Origin of the sequence: Streptomyces sp. NPDC058008, from assembly GCF_042886395.1 — a bacterium.
In the GTDB taxonomy this organism is placed as follows: domain Bacteria; phylum Actinomycetota; class Actinomycetes; order Streptomycetales; family Streptomycetaceae; genus Streptomyces.
In genome coordinates, this window is the sequence record NZ_JBHVQX010000008.1 from 13931 (window position 1) to 29926 (window position 15996).

Sequence of the window (15996 nt, forward strand, 5' to 3'; positions counted from 1 at the left end):
CGCACGACGTACAGGAACGGGAGAGACCCATGGCCGACCAGGACATCTTCGAGGACATCGACGGGCTGATCGCCGAGGAGCGCGCCCTGCGCGCCCGCTCCACCGCGGAACTGGGCCTCTCGGCCGACGAGCGGATCCGGCTGCGCGAGGTCGAGGTCCAGCTGGACCAGTGCTGGGACCTGCTGCGCCAGCGGCGGGCCCTCAGTGAGTACGGCGAGGACCCCGGGGAGGCGCGGGTGCGGCCCGCCGGCGAGGTGGAGGGGTACCAGAGCTGAGGGGCGCCGTCCGCGTCGCACCGGTCCCGCATGGGCCCGGCAGTATCCCCGGACCGCCCGGGTGCGACCGGTGCGGGACCCCCTCAGCCGAGCGGCGCACCGCGCTCCTGCGGTGCGGAGCCGGTCGAGGACGGCCACGGGCCAGCGCTCAGGCCCCGCCCCGGATCACGCGCGCCGGAAGCGGCGGCTCCCGGGACGGCCTGTCCGCCCCACGACGGATCCGCGCGCCGCCGGCCCGGTCGTCAGTCTCCGGCGGGGCCGCCCCGGCCCTGGAGGCGTTCCATCTCACGGCGGTCCCGCTTGGTCGGGCGGCCCGCGCCCCGGTCACGGACCGGGACCTGGACCGCCGTCTCGCGGGGCGGCGGGGGCGGGCTGTTGTCGACGAAGCACTCGGCCGCCACCGGCGGGCCCACACGCTTCTTCACGATCCTGGACACGACCACGATCCGGTCCCGGCCCGCATGCCTCAACCGCACCTCGTCGCCCGCGCGCAGGGTCTGGGCGGGCTTCGCGCGCTCGCCGTTGACCCGCACGTGTCCCGCGCGGCAGGCGGCAGCCGCCTGGGACCGGGTCTTCGTCAGCCGGACCGCCCAGATCCAGGCATCGACCCGGACACTTCCCTCCGCCTGCGGCGCCTCACCGGAAACCATGGCTCCGACTCTAATCCGACGGGACGCCGCCGTGGGGCGGGGAGCCGAAGCCGCCGCCGGCGGTCAGGCTCCCTCCCCGACGGCCGGGGGCCCCGGGCGGTCGCGCGAGGTGCGCGTCCCCCGGAGCCCTCGCCCGTGTCAGACGCCGATGTCGCGGCCGTCCTCGCGCCAGACGGCGACGACCGACGGGCGGACGATCCGGCCCGGCCCGTCGGGCCAGGCGCTCGCGGGCTTCTCGACGGAGGCGCCGTCCACCTCGCCCGGGTGCTGCACGGCCACGAGGACGCGGCGGTCCTGGATCACCGGCCCGCAGGTCTCGGCCCCGGCCGGAACGGTCAGGAACTGCTTCAGCTCACCCCGCCGCTCACCCGCCGTCGCGACGCCGAAGAGACCGTCGTGCGAGCCCAGTTGGTTGCCGTCCGTGGAGATCCACAGGTTGCCGTGGTCGTCGAAGGCCACGTTGTCCGGGCAGGAGATGGGACTGACCTTCTCCTTCGGGAACCCGGAGAAGTACGTCGCCGGGTCCTCCGGGTCGCCCGCCACCAGGAAGAGCCGCCAGGCGAACCTCTCACCGGCCGGGTCGTCCCGGTTCTCGGCGAGCTCCAGGATCTGGCCGTGCTTGTTGGCGTTGCGCGGGTTGGCCTCGTCAGGGCCGGCCTTGCCCGCCTTGCCCCGGTCGGTGTTGTTGGTCAGCGCGACGTAGACCCGGCCCGTGCGCGGCGAGGGCTCGACGTCCTCGGGCCGGTCCATCTTCGTGGCGCCGACCTTGTCACCGGCCAGGCGCGTGAAGACGTACACCTCCTCGGCCGTCATGCCGGGGACGTGCGAGGTGCTGCCCGTGGCGAGCGGGATCCAGACGCCGCCGCCGTCGAACTCGCCGTCGGAGGGCAGCTTGCCGGTGCCGTCGATCTCGGAGGCCGGGGAGTCGCCCGTCAGCTTGGCGACGTACAGCGTGCCCTCGTCCAGCAGCGTCAGGTTGTGCTCCCGGGCGGCCCGCGAGCCGCCCTTCTTCATCCGCTTGCTGGAGACGAACTTGTAGAAGTAGTCGAACCGTTCGTCGTCGCCCATGTAGACCACGGGACGCCCGTCGGCGGTCAGCCTGGGCTGCGCCGCCTCGTGCTTGAAACGGCCGAGCGCGGTGCGCTTGCGGGGCGTGGAGTCGGGGTCGTACGGGTCGAGTTCGACGACCCAGCCGAAGCGGTGCGCCTCGTTGGGCTCCTGCGCCAGGTCGAAGCGCTTGTCGAACCGCTCCCACTTGCGCTCGGTCGCGGCCGTTCCGATGCCGTACCGCTTGTCGGTGTCGCTGGAACCGTTGGCGAAGTACTGGTTGAAGTTCTCCTCGCCGTGCAGCGTGGTGCCCCACGGGGTGGTGCCGCCGGCGCAGTTGTTGAGGGTGCCGAGCACCGTGCGGCCGGTGCGGTCGGCGGAGGTGCGCAGCAGCGGGCTGCCGGCGGCCGGACCGGTGACCCGGAACTCGCTCGTCACCGTGAGGCGCCGGTTCAGCGGATGGCGGTTGACGGGCGCGAGCCTGCCGGTGCGGTTCTCCTCCTGGACGACGACCACGGAGAGTCCGTGCGCGGCCCAGGCGATCTCGACCTGCTCACGCGTCGGGCTGGCCGGATCGTATCCACGGAACATCAGGTTCTCGTCCGTGTACTCGTGGTTGGCGACCAGCACCTGGCGGCCGCGCTCGCCGCGGAGCGGGAGCAGGGAGAGGAAGTCGTTGTTGTAACCGAACTGGCCCGCCTGCGCCTTCGCGGACTGCTTGTCCGGGTCGAAGGCGGGAGCGCCGCGCAGGATCGGTTCGCCCCAGCGGATCACGACGTTCTGGCCGTAGCCCTCCGGGACCGTGACACGGTCGTCCCTGTTGGGTGCCACAGCGGCGAAGCGCAGCCCCCGGGCACCCCGGGCGGCGGGCTCCGGCCGGCCGCCGGGACGGCCCGCGAGCGGCGCGGCCACGGCGTCGGGCGCGGCGGGACCGGTGAGAGCGGCGGTCCCGGCGGCGGTGGCCACGGTGACGACGGCGGCGGCGCGCATCATCGAACGGCGGGACAGGGCACCGGCGATGATGTCGCCGGCGTACTCGTTGTCGCTGGTGTTCGGGATCTCCTGGAAGCAGGCGTCACCGCAGCGGTAGCGGCAGGTCAGCGCAGAGCGCCCGCCCGGGTGCGAGCCGATGAGCGGCAGCAGGTTGCGCATGTTTTCGTCCCTCCGTCTGTGTGTCACGCGTGACGGTAGGGCCGCGTCCACCCCGTACGTGGGACTGCCGGTGAACGGAGGGTGAAGTCCGGGACACCGCTGGGCTCCCGGCGGTCCGGGGCCTTGCACAGGGCCCGGTGACGGCTCGGCCGGAGCCCGGCCGACGCGGGGGCGGGCCGCGCCACCGAACGGCCGGATCCGGCCGCTAACCTTACGTATCCGCCCTGGCCAGGGATCAATTCCCGCAGTACGGACATTTATCGCACCCAACTCATGCGAAAGGCCTCGCCCATGGGCATTCGGAGCTTGCTGCGCAAGGTGTTCGGCCGGACGGAGCAGGACGAGCCGGCCACGGCCACCGTCCCTCCCCAGGCCGATCGCACCCAGCCCACGGAGACGGAGCCGGAGACCGCCGCTTCGGCGGCCGAGCCCGCGAAGGCCTCGGTACCGGCCCCGGCCTCCCCCTCGGACCGCTCGGCCGGTGCCGAGCACGACAGCGGACGCGCGTCCGACCTGGTGGCGGCTGCCTTCGACAAGGCGTCCGCACCGGCCTCCACGCCCGCGCCCCGGGTTCCCGCCCAGGGATCGGCCCCGGAGGCGAAGGCGTCCCCGGACACCGCGGTGCCCGGCGAGGACGCCGCCGCGGAGACGGCCGCGGCCCCCATCACGATCGACATGGACCCGGAGCCGGAGCCCGAAGCGGCTCCCTCCCAGGCGCCCGCCGCGACGGACGGGCCGACGGCCGTGGAGCCCGCCCCGCGGAGCGCGCCGGCGGCCCAGGACGAGGCCGCTCCCGAGGCCGTCGAGGATTCCTCTGCCACTGAGGCACCTGCTGCCCAGGCGCCCGCCGACGAGGCGAAGGCGGAGGCGGCCACCGAGGCATCCGCCGCTGAGGCGGCTCCCGCGCCGGAGGCCGAGGCGGCCACCGGGCCGGCCGCGGTGACCACGCCCATGGCGGAAACCGCCCCGGAGGCGGCCCCCGAGCCCCTCGCCGAGACGTCCCCCGCCACGGACACCGAGCCCGTGACCGCCGAGACGGCTCCCGCCACGGACACCCAGCCCGTGGCCGCCGAGACGGACCCCGCTACGGCCGCCGAGCCCGTGGCAGCCGACCCCGAGCCCCTGAGCGCCGGGCCCGTCGCGGCGCCGAAGGCCGCCCCCGTCGGCAAGCCGGCCGTCACCCTCGCCCGGGTCAGGTCAGCGGCGCCCGGGCTCGTCGCCCCGTACAAGGCGGCGCAGGCCGCGCTCAAGGCCCACGGCCTGACCGGGCTGCGGGCCACGGTGTACCTCGTGCTCGACCGTTCCGGTTCCATGCGGCCGTTCTACAAGGACGGCAGCGCCCAGCACCTGGGTGACCGCGCCCTGGCGCTCGCCGCGCACCTCGACGCCGACGCCACCGTGCCCGTCGTCTTCTTCTCGACCGACATCGACGGCACCGGCGCCGTCGACCTCACCGCGCACGAGGGCCGGATCGACGAGCTGCACGCGGGACTCGGCCGCCTGGGCCGTACGAACTACCACCGGGCCGTCGAGGAGGTCGTCGCGCACTACGAGAAGTCCGGGGCGACCGGCCCGGCGCTCGTGATCTTCCAGACGGACGGCGCCCCGGACGCGAAGGTGGCGGCCAAGCAGGCCCTCACCGACGCGGCCCGGCTGCCGCTGTTCTTCCAGTTCGTCGCGTTCGGCGACGAGGACGCGAAGGGCTTCGACTTCCTGCGCAGGCTGGACGTCGCCAACGCCGGGTTCTTCCACGCGGGCCCCGCCCCCCGTGAGGTGCCCGACGCGACGTTCTACCGGGAGGCGCTCGCCGGGCTGCCCGCCTGGACCGCCGCCCGCGGAGTCGTCGCGGAGGACTGACCCACCGGCAGCCGTACGGTCACGGCGAGCCCGCCCTCCGGGCCGGGTACCGCCGTGGCCGTACCGCCGTGGGCCACCGCGATCGACCGTACGATCGACAGCCCGAGCCCCGAGCCCTGCCCCATCCGGTCCCGCCCCTCCCCGCGCCGGAACGGCTGGAAGAACCCGGCGATGTCCCCCTCGGCCACCACGGGGCCGGTGTTGCGGACCACCAGGGTCCCGTCCGCCGACAGCGACACCCGCACCCGGCCGCCGGGCGCGTTGTACCGCACCGCGTTGGACAGCAGGTTCGCCACCAGCTGCGCGAGCAGCTGCCGGTTCCCCCGTACGACGCACGGTTCGGCCTCGACGGTCACGTCGGGCCGGGACGCCGGGGAACGCTCCGTCGCCGTCAGGGGCCGGCCGGCCTCCTCGGTCACCACCCGCGCCAGGTCGACCGCCGTGCGCTCGCTGTTCGCCAGGCCCCCCTCGCTGCGCGCCAGCACCAGCAGCCCCTCGATCAGCCGCTCACTGCGCCGGTTGTTGTCCAGCAGCGTCTGCCGGGTGCGTACGAGGTCCTCCGGCGACGGATCGTCGAGGCCGACCTGGATCGCCGCCCGCTGGGTGGCCAGCGGGGTCCGCAGCTCGTGCGAGGCGTTGGCGATGAACCGCCGCTGGCTGTCGAAGGCCTTCTCCAGCCGGGCCAGCAGGGCGTCCAGCGTCTCCCCCAGCTCCTTCAGCTCGTCGTCCGGTCCGCTCGACGCGATCCGCTCGTGCAGCGTGTGCTCGGAGAGCCGCCGCGCCTTCGAGGTCATCGCGTGGACGGGCCGCAGCACCCGGCCCGCCGTCCACCAGCCCACCCCGACCGCGCACCCCGTCATCACGAGCAGCGCGGCGGCCGACCAGTACAGGAGTTCCCTGCTGGCGGCGTCACTGACGTCGTCCGTGAGGTCGTAGACCGTGGGCGGTCCGAGGGGGCCCCGGGCGTGCAGGGGACCGTTGACCGCGAACCCCGGCTGGGAGACGGCGGCGGAGGTGGCGATGGCGCGGGCCTGAGAGTCCGTGCCCGCGCGCGACGCCAGGTTGACCGTGGCCAGCAGCGCCGTGCCGAGGACCAGGAACACCCCGCCGTAGACGAGGGCGATCCGCATCCGGATCGTCGAGTGGCGGACCTGCGCGGCTCCGGTCGCCCGGACCAGTCGCAGCAGCCGGCTCACAGGGCGTACCCGACACCCTGCACGGTGCGGATCAGCGCCGGCTCCCCCAGCTTGGCGCGCAGCTTGCTCATGCAGACGCGGACGGCGCCCGTGAAGGGGTCGGCGTTGGCGTCCCAGGCACGCTCCAGCAGCTCCTCCGCGCTGACCGTGCCCCCGTCGGCCTCCAGCAGCAGCTGCAGCACGGTGAACTCCTTCGGCGACAGGTCGAGGTCCTGCCCGTCCCGGGTGGCGGCTCGGCGCACGCTGTCGAGCCGGATGCCGTGTCTCTCCAGCTGCGGCGGCACCGGCCGGGCGCTGCGCCGGCGCAGGGCGCGGACCCGGGACACCAGCTCGGGGAACTCGAAGGGCTTGCTGACGTAGTCGTCGGCCCCGAGGTCGAGCCCCTCCACCCGGTCCTCCATGGTCCCGGAGGCGGTGAGCATCAGGATCCGGGTGCGCGAGCCGGTGGACACGAGCCTGCGGGCCACGTCGTCGCCGTGCACCCGGGGGAGATCACGGTCCAGGACGACGACGTCGTAGTCGTGCAGCCCCAGGTAGGCGAGCGCGGCGTCCCCGCTGTACACGGTGTCGACGGCGAACCCCGCCCGCCGCAGTCCGGTCGCCACCAGCTCCGCCAGGATCTCCTCGTCCTCGGCGACCAGTACCCGCATCGTGTTGTCCCCTGTCTCGTGCACGCGTGCCCACTCCTCCCAGGATGCGTCTTTGGTACGGGAAAGGATGTTTCGCAAAGCTCTCCGCGGCCGGGGCCGCCCTCGCCGGGGTGAGTGGATCTCCCACGGACCGTTAGGATTTCGACCATGGCGGCCACTGGATCCGAGAAGCAAGGGGGCGACGGCGTGAAGAGTTTCTACGTATCGACCCCCATCTACTACGTCAACGACGCTCCTCACCTGGGCCACGCCTACACGACCGTCGCAGGCGACGTGCTCACCCGCTGGCACCGCCAGCGCGGCGAGAAGGTGTGGTACCTCACCGGCACGGACGAGCACGGTCAGAAGATCATGCGCACGGCCGAGGCGAACGACGTCACGCCCCAGGCCTGGTGCGACAAGCTCGTCGAGGAGGCCTGGAAGCCCCTCTGGGAGCACCTGAACATCGCGAACGACGACTTCATCCGTACGACGGAGAAGCGGCACACGGACCGTGTGCAGGAGTTCGTGCAGGACCTGTTCGACAAGGACCAGATCTACAAGGGCGGCTACGAGGGCCCGTACTGCGTGGGCTGCGAGGAGTACAAGCTCCCCGGTGACCTGATCGAGGCCGAGGACGGCACGAAGCTGTGCCCGATCCACAAGAAGCCGGTGGAGCTCCTCAAGGAGGAGAACTACTTCTTCAAGCTGAGCGAGTACGGCCCGAAGCTCATGGAGTTCTACGCGGCCAACCCGGACTTCATCCAGCCCGAGTCCGCCCGCAACGAGATCGTGAACTTCGTCAAGCAGGGCCTTCAGGACCTGTCGATCTCCCGCTCGACCTTCGACTGGGGCGTCCCGGTCCCCTGGGACCCGAAGCACGTCATCTACGTGTGGATCGACGCCCTGCTGAACTACGCGACCGCGGTCGGCTACGGCGCCAACCAGGAGAAGTTCGACGCCACCTTCCCGGCCGACGTGCACCTCATCGGCAAGGACATCCTGCGCTTCCACTCGGTCATCTGGCCGGCGATGCTGATGGCGCAGGGCCTGCCGCTGCCCGGCAAGGTCGTCGCCAACGGCTGGCTGATGGTCGGCGGCGAGAAGATGTCCAAGTCGAACCTGACCGGCATCAAGCCGCAGGACCTGACCTCGCACTTCGGGGTGGACGCCTACCGCTGGTACTTCCTCCGGGCCATCGCGTACGGCAGCGACGGCTCGTTCTCCTGGGAGGACTTCAGCGCCCGCTACACCTCCGAGCTCGCCAACGACTACGGCAACCTCGCCTCGCGGGTCGCGGCCATGGTCGGCAAGTACTTCGGCGGTGCGCTCCCGGAGGCCACGGCCGACGGTGACGCGGAGCGGGCGGTCCAGGAGGGGCTGGCCAGGGCCGTCGCCACGGCCGACGCCAGGATCGGCGACGAGCTGGACTTCCAGGGCGGCATCCTGGCGATCTTCGACTTCGTCAAGCAGGTCAACGGTTACATCACCGAGCAGGAGCCCTGGAAGGTCGCCAAGGACACGTCGCCCGAGGGCCAGGCCAGGCTCGCGACCATCCTGTACACGGCGGCCGAGTCGCTGCGCGGTGTCGCGGTCCTGCTGAACGCCGTCATGCCGGACACCTCGCAGAAGCTGTGGGAGTCCCTGGGCGCCGAGGCGTCCCTGGGCGCCCTGGCCGGCCAGCGGGTCCAGGACGCCGGTGACTGGGGCCGGCTGCCCGCCGGTTCGACGGTGACGAAGGGCGCGGTGCTGTTCCCGCGCCTGGAGGAGAAGCCCGCGTAAGCGGCGCACACGGCGCGGGAGCCCGGGTCCGGTTCGTCCGGGGCCCGGGCTCCCGCCGTGTCAGGCACGGCCCGCTCCGGGGCGCCCGCGCCCTCACCGGGCCAGTGAGGCGGCGTCCCCCATCACGATCACGGGGTGCTTCTCGGGGTCCAGGGTGAGCAGGAGCTCCCGCATCCGGTCCTCGGTCAGGGAGACGCAGCCCTGCGTGGGGCCGCCGTGGTCCACGTGGATCCAGATGCCGCCGCCCCGCTCCCCGCCGAGCGGCCGGGTGCGGTCCAGGGGGCTCGTCCCGGGGGTCCGGTTGTAGTTGATGGCGACGACGTAGTCGAAGGAGCCCTCCAGGGGCTCCCCCAGGAAGCCCTCGCCGCTCACCGCGAAGCGGGCCTCCTCGTCGTACGGGAGCAGGGCACCCGGGTCGGGGAACCGGCCGCCCGCGTCGGTGAGGCCGAAGACGCCGACGGGGGATCTGAGGTCGTTGGCCAGGTGGTGGTCCGTCCAGCCCTCCATGCCGTTGTGGGCGGGCCAGGGACCCGCCCCGGGTCTCCAGCCGAGAGCGGGGTCGTCAAGCTGGTGGAGCAGGACGGCCGAGCGGTTGGAATCGGGGCCCTGCCCGGTCACGACGAGGACCTGCCGGGCGGTGGCGGGGATCTGCGCCCGGGTCATCGGACCCAGGTCCGGGATCTGTGCCGGGCTGCGGAACGGCTCCGCAGTCCGGGCCGGCGCGGGCCCGGGGCCGGGGCCGGCGGCACCGCTGGACGCGTCGGGACCGGAGGTCCGCCCCGCTCCGGCGGAACAGCCGGCGACCAGCAGGAACAGGACGACGAGCAGGGCGTGGGGGCGACACGGGACGGACACGGTGCGGAACTCCTCGGTGGGGGCGGACGAGCACTTCCCGTGCCAGTCCTTGCCGGGCCCGACGGCGCCGAATCGGAACCGGGGCCATCCGGAGGTACCCGGTTCGTGTACCCGCCGCCCGGAAAGTTCCGCACGGTCCACCCGTACGCAGTCACGGGGCCCGGCACCGCCGGTCGCGGTTCCGGGCCCTTCGCGCAGGGTTCCGCCGAGGCCGGCGCGGCCCCGGGCGGCTCTAGAGGTCCGTGCCGTCGTGGGTCTCGTCGGGATCGACGCCCATGGTGATCGAGCCCGTCACGCCGCGCGCCATCCCGCCCTTGCGGTACGAGAGCCTGAGCAGCCCGCCCGTCACACCGCTCCGGTCGTAGATGGTGTCCTCGGTCAGCGTCGTCCGGGTGGTGGTGCTCGTCGCGTACGGCTCCTCCTTCGCGGAGTCCAGGACCGCCGCCTCGGAGAAGAAGAACTGGCCGGTGTGGCAGGTGTGGCCGCCCTCGTACCCGGCGTCCGTCATCTTCCCGCCGACGTGCACCTTGGTGTGGATGTGCACGGCACGGCCCTGGTACCAGCCGGGGAAGACCGTCGTGAACTCCACGTACCCGTGCCGGTCGGTGAGCTGGGTGCCCCGCAGGTAGCGCTCGTCGTCGGTGGGCTCGCTGTGCCCGCCGCCGCCCCCGCCCGGACCGCCCGAGGGGGGCGTCCCGGTGGGAGTGCCGGTGGGCGCGTCGGTGGGCGCACCGCTCGGCGGGGTGCCGCCGCCGGGGCCGCCCTGGCTCATGCTCTCGTAGCCGGAGTAGATCCCCAGCGCGTCGCAGTGCCAGATGTCGACGGCCGCCTTCTTCAGCGGCTCGCAGGTGTCGGAGTCGATCACCTTCAGCCGGAGGGTCAGCGGGATGCCCTCCTTGTCCTCCGTGATGTCCTTCCGGATCTTGTCCGCGTCGATGTAGTACGGGCCCTCGGTGGTCTCCGAGGTCAGCCGGTAGCACGTCTCGCCCTGACCGGCCGCCGTGCCGGAGGCCGCGGTCCTCTCCTCGTCGGCCGAGGCGGTGGCGACGAGCCCCGCTCCGACCCCTGCCGCGGCCACGACCGCTCCACCGGCCAGGATCACCCGGCGCCGGGTCACGTCCCTCTTGTGTGCGGGTCCCTGATTCTCTGTCATGAGCCGGGAGACTAGGCAGTCCGGCTGGCAGGAGCATGGGTGCGGGCTGTGTGTTCCTGTGAGGCGGTGGCCGGCGGGCCGCACGGACGTGAAACAGTCCCCGGCCGGGCGGCCGGGGACTGTTTCACGTGGAACCGGAGCGGAACGAGCGACGCCTACTTCGCGCCGGTGTCCCTCGCGACCGAGTCCTTGGCCTCCGCCTTGTCCTTGGCCGTCGCGGCGGGCTTGCGGAGCTGGATGTTCAGCTCGCGCAGCCGGGCCTCGTCGAGGACGGTCGGGGCGCCCATCATCAGGTCCTGGGCGTTGCCGTTGAGCGGGAAGGCGATCGTCTCGCGGATGTTGGGCTCGTCGGCGAGCAGCATGACGATGCGGTCGACGCCGGGGGCGATGCCACCGTGCGGCGGGGCGCCGAGGCGGAAGGCGCGGAGCATGCCCGCGAACTCGTGCTCGACGGTCTCGCGGTCGTAACCGGCGATCTCGAAGGCCTTGATCATCAGCTCGGGCTCGTGGTTGCGGATCGCGCCGGAGGACAGCTCGATGCCGTTGCAGACGATGTCGTACTGCCAGGCGAGGATGTCCAGCGGGTCCTTCGTCTCCAGGTCCTCCAGGCCGCCCTGCGGCATCGAGAAGGGGTTGTGCGAGAAGTCGATCCGGCCCGTCTCCTCGTCCTTCTCGTACATCGGGAAGTCGACGACCCAGCAGAACCGGAAGACGCCCTCCTCGAAGTGCCCGGCGCGCTTGGCGGCCTCGACACGGACGGCGGACATGATCTTGGAGACCTCGTCGAACTCGCCGGCGCCGAAGAAGACCGCGTGGCCGGGGGCGAGGGAGAGGCGCTCGGTGAGCGTCTTGACGTCCGTCTCCGTGAGGAACTTGGCGATCGGACCGGCCAGGGTGCCGTCCTCGCCGACCCGGACCCAGGCGAGACCCTTGGCGCCGTGCTCGACGGCGTACTCACCGAGGCCGTCGAAGAACTTCCGGGACTGGCCGGCGGTGTCCGGGACCGGGAGGGCGCGCACGTGCTTGCCGGCGAACGCCTTGAACCCGGAGTCGGCGAACACGTCGGAGATGTCGACGAGCTCCAGCTTGGCCCGGAGGTCCGGCTTGTCGTTGCCGTACTTCAGCATCGACTCGCGGAAGGGGATCCGCGGGAACGGCGAGGTGACGTGGCGGCCGTTGCCGAACTCCTCGAAGAGCTCGGTCATCAGCTTCTCGATCGGCCGGAAGATGTCCTCCTGCTCCACGAACGACATCTCGACGTCGAGCTGGTAGAACTCGCCCGGCGAGCGGTCGGCGCGGGCGTCCTCGTCGCGGAAGCACGGCGCGATCTGGAAGTAGCGGTCGAAGCCGGAGATCATCAGCAGCTGCTTGAACTGCTGCGGCGCCTGGGGCAGCGCGTAGAACTTGCCCGGGTTCAGCCGGGACGGGACCACGAAGTCACGGGCGCCCTCGGGGGAGGTCGCGGTGAGGATCGGGGTCGCCATCTCGTTGAAGCCGAGGGCGACCATCTTGGACCGGATCGAGGCGATCACGGAGGAGCGCAGCATGATGTTGCGGTGCATGCGCTCACGGCGCAGGTCGAGGAAGCGGTACTCCAGACGCCGCTCCTCGTTGACGCCGTCCTCAGTGTTGATGGTGAAGGGCAGCGGAGCGGCCTCGCCCAGCACCTCGACCTCGGTGACCTCGATCTCGATCTCGCCGGTCGGGAGCTCCGGGTTGACGTTGTCGGCGCCGCGCGCGGAGACCTTGCCGTCGATCCGGACGACGGTCTCCTTGGTCAGCTTCGCCAGGGCGTCGTTGCCGGCGGTGCCGGGGCGGGCGACGAGCTGCACCAGACCGTAGTGGTCGCGCAGATCGATGAAGAGGATGCCGCCCAGGTCTCGGCGATTGTGCAGCCAGCCGCTCAGCCGGACGTCGGTGCCGACGTCAGAGGCGCGGAGCTCGCCGCAGGTGTGGGACCTGTACCGATGCATCGTCGTTCATCCAGTCTTCGCGGTCGGGGTGGAATGACACCCCAGGCTACCGCCCGTGGACGCACCGCATCATGGGCATGGTCGCCGCACGGCCGTACGGGGCGCGCCCGGAGGCCTCCGGCGGCCGGGGGCCCGCGCTCGTCCCTCGGTGGCGACCAGGAAGACAATCTTCCTAAAGTAGGGCAATGCGCACCGAGGAGATCCTGGCCGCGATCGGGACCGGTCTGTGGAGCTGGGACAGCTCGGCGGGCACGGTCACGCTCGACGCCGAGGCGGCACGGCTGATGGGGCTGCCCGCCGAACCCACCGTCCGCCCCGGCGACGAGGTGCGCCCCCGCTTCCACCCGGCCGACTGGAACGAGATCGACGGCATCGTGAACTTCGCGATCGCCGAGGGCACGGTGGCCGAGGCCCGGATGCGCGTCGTGGACGGGAACGGCACGGTCGTGCGCACCGTGCGCAGCCGGTCCAAGCCGGTCGCGCTGGACACCCCGGGCCGCCACACGTACGTCCTGATGGGCACCCTCCAGGAGGTCGTCCCGCCCCCCGGATCGGCCGCGTCGCAGACCCCGCTCACGGGCGACTGGCGGCGCGCGCGGGAGGCGTTCCTGCTGGACGCGGGGCGGGCGCTGGCCGAGGCCGTGTCCACCGAGGAGGTACTGCGGGTCGCCGGTTCGCTCTCCATGCCCGGCTTCTCGCCGGACGGGCTCGCCGTCTTCGGGGTCTCCGGCGAGCGGCTGACGGTCGTCGGGCACCACGGACAGAACGTCGGCGACGAGAAGCCGTTCACGGAGATGTCCCTCCAGACCGACTACCCGGCCGCCGAGGTCGTGCGCACCGGCCAGGCGATCTACCTCGCGTCGCCCGCTGAGTACCGCCGCCGCTTCCCCGCCACCTGGCCCCTCGCCCGGGGCTTCGGACGCCGGTCCTGGGCCTTCCTGCCGCTCATCTCGTCCGGGCACACGATGGGCGCCTGGATGGCGGGGTTCCGGCACAACGTGGCCTTCTCGCCGGACGAGCGCGCCGTGCTCTCGACGGTGGCCAGGATGCTCGCTCAGGCGCTGACCCGCGCCGGTGCCGCCGAGACCGAGCGCGAGCTGTCGCTGGGCCTCCAGAGGGCGATGAGGCCGTCCCTCGGCCCCGACGTCCCCGGTCTGACGGTGGCGGCACGCTACATCCCGACGGGGGGCGGCCTCCAGGTCGGCGGCGACTGGTACGACGTGATCCCGCTCCCCAACGGCCGTATCGCCCTCGTCATCGGAGACGTGCAGGGGCACGACGTACGGGCGGCCGGGCTGATGGGCCAGCTGCGGATCGCCCTGCGCGCCTACGCCTCCGAGGGGCACCGCCCCGACGCCGTGCTGTCCCGGGCCTCGCGCTTCCTGTCCGGGCTGACGGAGACGTACGGCCTCGCCGACGGGGAGGACCGCTCCGACGCGACGCGCTTCGCGACCTGTCTGTACGCGGAGGCCGACCCCGGGACCGGAACCCTCGACATCGCCCGGGCGGGCCACCCGGACCCCGTGGTGATCAGCGTCGACGGCACCGCGGTGATCCGGCAGACCGCCGGAGGGCTGCCGCTGGGCGTCGAGAAGGACGCCGACTACCCGACGACCCGTGTCGTCCTGGGGCACGGCGAGACGGTCATGCTGTGCACGGACGGGCTCATCGAGACCGGCGGCCATGACATGGCCACCGGATGGACCCGGCTCAAGCCGGTCCTGGAGAAGCCCGTGGAGGACCTGGAGGAGCTCGCTGACGCCCTCGTGCAGACCGTGCACGGCCCGGGCTCGCACTACACGACCGGGCCGCTGGCGGACCGTCGCGAGGACGACATCGCGGTCCTGGTGCTGCGCCGCGACGGGGAGCGGACGCGCAGGACCCCGGGGCGGCGCTCGGCCATGACCATCGCGCAGGCGGAGCCCGAGCGGGTCGCCGCCGCCCGGCAGCAGCTGCGGGAGCTGCTGCACGACTGGGCCGACGCGGAGCAGGTCGACTCCGCGGAGCTGATGGTCTCCGAGATGTCCACGAACGTGCTCGTCCACACGGACGGCGACGCGCTGCTCGTGGCGGAGGTGACGGGCGAGTGGGGGGAGCGGCGGCTGCGGGTCGAGGTGGCCGACGCCAGCGACGAGCTGCCGCACAAGCGGCGCCCCGGGGAGATGGCGTCCAGCGGGCGCGGGCTGGTGCTGATGGAGATGCTCGCGGACGCGTGGGGGGTGGATCCGCGGGGCGAGGGGAAGTCGATCTGGTTCGAGCTGTACGAGTCGGCGGAACCGGTGGAGCTGGGCGCCGCCGGTTCATGAGCCCCCGGGTGCCGGGGGCCCCTCGCCGCGCTCCTCGTACCCCTTGCGCAGCTCGCCGGCCACCCCGAACGCCGCCGCGCACAGCGGCACCGCCAGCAGCATGCCCAGCAGCCCCGCGACGCTCGCCCCCGCGGTCAGCGCGATCATGATCATGGCCGGGTGCATCTGCACGGTCCGGCTCTGGATGACGGGCTGGAGCACATGGCCCTCCAGCACCTGCACCGCGAGGACCACCCCGAGCGCCCAGAGCGCGATCACGATGCCCCGGTCCGCGAGAGCGACGAGCACGGCGACGGCGCCGGAGATGAAGGCCCCCAGATAGGGGATGTACGCGCCGACGAACACCAGCGCCCCGAGCCCCGCCGCACCCGGCACCCGGAGGATCAGCAGGCCCACCGTGATGCACACGGCGTCGATCAGGGCGATGAAGGTGGTGCCGCGCATGAACCCTTCGACGGCCTCGAAGGCCCTGCGCCCCATGGCCTCCACGAGGTCGCCGGTGCCGCGCGGGGCGACGCTGTGGGCGAGCTTCGCGGCACGGTCCGCGTCACGGAGGAAGAAGAAGGTCAGCAGGAGCGCCAGGACGCTGGTGGCCACGAGCGACCCGATGATGCTGATTCCGCTGAGCAGTCCGCCCGCCGCGCTCGCACCGAACTTCCCGACGAGGCTCTTCGCGTTGTTCGCGAGGTCGTCCACGTTGGCGACGCCCTCGATCTGGAAGTGGTCGATGACCCACTGCGCGGCGGCCTTCAGCGAGTCCACGATCTGGGAGCCGCTGTCGACGAGCGCGGTGACGACGATGTACCCGGCGCCCCCGACCACCGCGACGAGCGTGGCGCAGGTGAGTCCGGCCGCCACCGACCGGTTCACCTTGTGGGCGGTCAGCCAGCGCTGCACCGGGCCGAGGAGCGCCGTGCCGAGCAGGGCCAGCAGGACCGGGGTGACCGCCGTCTTGAGCGCGACGCTCAGCCAGACGACCACTGCCGCGACACCGGCGACCAGGAGCAGGACGCCGCACCAGGCGGCCGTCCGCCACGCGACATCGGGCAGGAGGGACTTCCGGGTAGGCACCTCCCCACCCGACCACGGGCCGGGGGCGCTGTCCCTTCCGCACGGGCGTA

12 protein-coding genes are annotated in these 15996 nt (G+C 72.6%); 4 read left to right on the plus strand and 8 right to left on the minus strand.

Going from position 1 to position 15996, the window contains the following annotated elements:
* Positions 1 to 29 precede the first annotated feature (29 nt).
* Positions 30 to 275, plus strand: coding sequence for a DUF2630 family protein (locus tag ACFVS9_RS10065; protein WP_383113188.1), 246 nt, complete (start codon positions 30 to 32; stop codon positions 273 to 275).
* Positions 276 to 517: 242 nt separating this feature from the next.
* Here the strand turns inward: ACFVS9_RS10065 and ACFVS9_RS10070 are convergent, their stop codons facing one another.
* Both ACFVS9_RS10070 and ACFVS9_RS10075 read right to left on the minus strand, forming a co-directional pair.
* Positions 518 to 925 (minus strand): RNA-binding S4 domain-containing protein, encoded by a 408-nt coding sequence (locus tag ACFVS9_RS10070; RefSeq protein ID WP_383113187.1) that lies wholly within the window; start codon positions 923 to 925, stop codon positions 518 to 520.
* Between the two features lie 138 nt (positions 926 to 1063).
* Positions 1064 to 3124, minus strand: coding sequence for a PhoX family protein (locus ACFVS9_RS10075; protein WP_383113186.1), 2061 nt, complete (start codon positions 3122 to 3124; stop codon positions 1064 to 1066).
* Positions 3125 to 3415: 291 nt separating this feature from the next.
* Here ACFVS9_RS10075 and ACFVS9_RS10080 point away from each other — a divergent pair, with 291 nt between their 5' ends.
* Entirely contained in the window at positions 3416 to 4981 is a 1566-nt protein-coding gene (locus tag ACFVS9_RS10080; RefSeq protein ID WP_389931315.1) for a VWA domain-containing protein, read from the plus strand.
* Here the strand turns inward: ACFVS9_RS10080 and ACFVS9_RS10085 are convergent.
* Together ACFVS9_RS10085 and ACFVS9_RS10090 are read right to left on the minus strand one after the other, a co-directional pair.
* On the minus strand, positions 4915 to 6177 hold the full coding sequence (locus ACFVS9_RS10085) for a sensor histidine kinase (protein ID WP_383113184.1): 1263 nt from the start codon (positions 6175 to 6177) through the stop codon (positions 4915 to 4917). The two genes, ACFVS9_RS10080 and ACFVS9_RS10085, sit on opposite strands and share 67 nt — an antisense overlap.
* The gene (locus ACFVS9_RS10090) at positions 6174 to 6827 is read right to left on the minus strand and encodes a response regulator transcription factor (RefSeq protein ID WP_383113260.1); all 654 of its coding nucleotides are present in this window, start codon (positions 6825 to 6827) and stop codon (positions 6174 to 6176) included. Before ACFVS9_RS10090 ends, ACFVS9_RS10085 begins: the two co-directional genes overlap by 4 nt.
* A gap of 147 nt (positions 6828 to 6974) precedes the next feature.
* Between ACFVS9_RS10090 and metG the strand changes: the two genes are divergently transcribed.
* The gene (gene metG / locus ACFVS9_RS10095; RefSeq protein WP_383113183.1) at positions 6975 to 8588 is read left to right on the plus strand and encodes a methionine--tRNA ligase; all 1614 of its coding nucleotides are present in this window, start codon (positions 6975 to 6977) and stop codon (positions 8586 to 8588) included.
* A 93-nt stretch (positions 8589 to 8681) separates the two neighbouring features.
* Here metG and ACFVS9_RS10100 read toward each other — a convergent pair whose 3' ends face one another.
* The 3 genes from ACFVS9_RS10100 to aspS form a co-directional block, all read right to left on the minus strand.
* Complete coding sequence (locus ACFVS9_RS10100) at positions 8682 to 9443, minus strand: hypothetical protein (RefSeq protein WP_389931316.1); 762 nt, start codon at positions 9441 to 9443, stop codon at positions 8682 to 8684.
* 232 nt (positions 9444 to 9675) lie between these two features.
* Positions 9676 to 10596 (minus strand): intradiol ring-cleavage dioxygenase, encoded by a 921-nt coding sequence (locus tag ACFVS9_RS10105; protein WP_389931318.1) that lies wholly within the window; start codon positions 10594 to 10596, stop codon positions 9676 to 9678.
* A gap of 155 nt (positions 10597 to 10751) precedes the next feature.
* Positions 10752 to 12569: an aspartate--tRNA ligase gene (gene aspS / locus ACFVS9_RS10110; protein WP_383113180.1), complete on the minus strand. Its 1818-nt coding sequence runs from the start codon at positions 12567 to 12569 to the stop codon at positions 10752 to 10754.
* Between the two features lie 185 nt (positions 12570 to 12754).
* Between aspS and ACFVS9_RS10115 the strand changes: the two genes are divergently transcribed.
* Entirely contained in the window at positions 12755 to 14875 is a 2121-nt protein-coding gene (locus ACFVS9_RS10115) for a SpoIIE family protein phosphatase (RefSeq protein WP_389931319.1), read from the plus strand.
* Here ACFVS9_RS10115 and ACFVS9_RS10120 read toward each other — a convergent pair.
* Positions 14870 to 15946 (minus strand): AI-2E family transporter, encoded by a 1077-nt coding sequence (locus tag ACFVS9_RS10120; RefSeq protein ID WP_389931321.1) that lies wholly within the window; start codon positions 15944 to 15946, stop codon positions 14870 to 14872. The genes ACFVS9_RS10115 and ACFVS9_RS10120 overlap by 6 nt on opposite strands.
* Positions 15947 to 15996 lie beyond the last annotated feature (50 nt).

Bases quoted from the DNA above. Each gene is read 5' to 3' on its own strand.
- aspS (WP_383113180.1), bottom strand. From the start codon at position 12,569: ATGCATCGGTACAGGTCCCACACCTGCGGCGAGCTCCGCGCCTCTGAC.
- ACFVS9_RS10075 (WP_383113186.1), bottom strand. From the start codon at position 3,124: ATGCGCAACCTGCTGCCGCTCATCGGCTCGCACCCGGGCGGGCGCTCT.
- ACFVS9_RS10090 (WP_383113260.1), bottom strand. From the start codon at position 6,827: ATGCGGGTACTGGTCGCCGAGGACGAGGAGATCCTGGCGGAGCTGGTG.
- ACFVS9_RS10105 (WP_389931318.1), bottom strand. From the start codon at position 10,596: ATGACAGAGAATCAGGGACCCGCACACAAGAGGGACGTGACCCGGCGC.
- metG (WP_383113183.1), top strand. From the start codon at position 6,975: ATGGCGGCCACTGGATCCGAGAAGCAAGGGGGCGACGGCGTGAAGAGT.
- ACFVS9_RS10065 (WP_383113188.1), top strand. From the start codon at position 30: ATGGCCGACCAGGACATCTTCGAGGACATCGACGGGCTGATCGCCGAG.
- ACFVS9_RS10070 (WP_383113187.1), bottom strand. From the start codon at position 925: ATGGTTTCCGGTGAGGCGCCGCAGGCGGAGGGAAGTGTCCGGGTCGAT.
- ACFVS9_RS10115 (WP_389931319.1), top strand. From the start codon at position 12,755: ATGCGCACCGAGGAGATCCTGGCCGCGATCGGGACCGGTCTGTGGAGC.
- ACFVS9_RS10080 (WP_389931315.1), top strand. From the start codon at position 3,416: ATGGGCATTCGGAGCTTGCTGCGCAAGGTGTTCGGCCGGACGGAGCAG.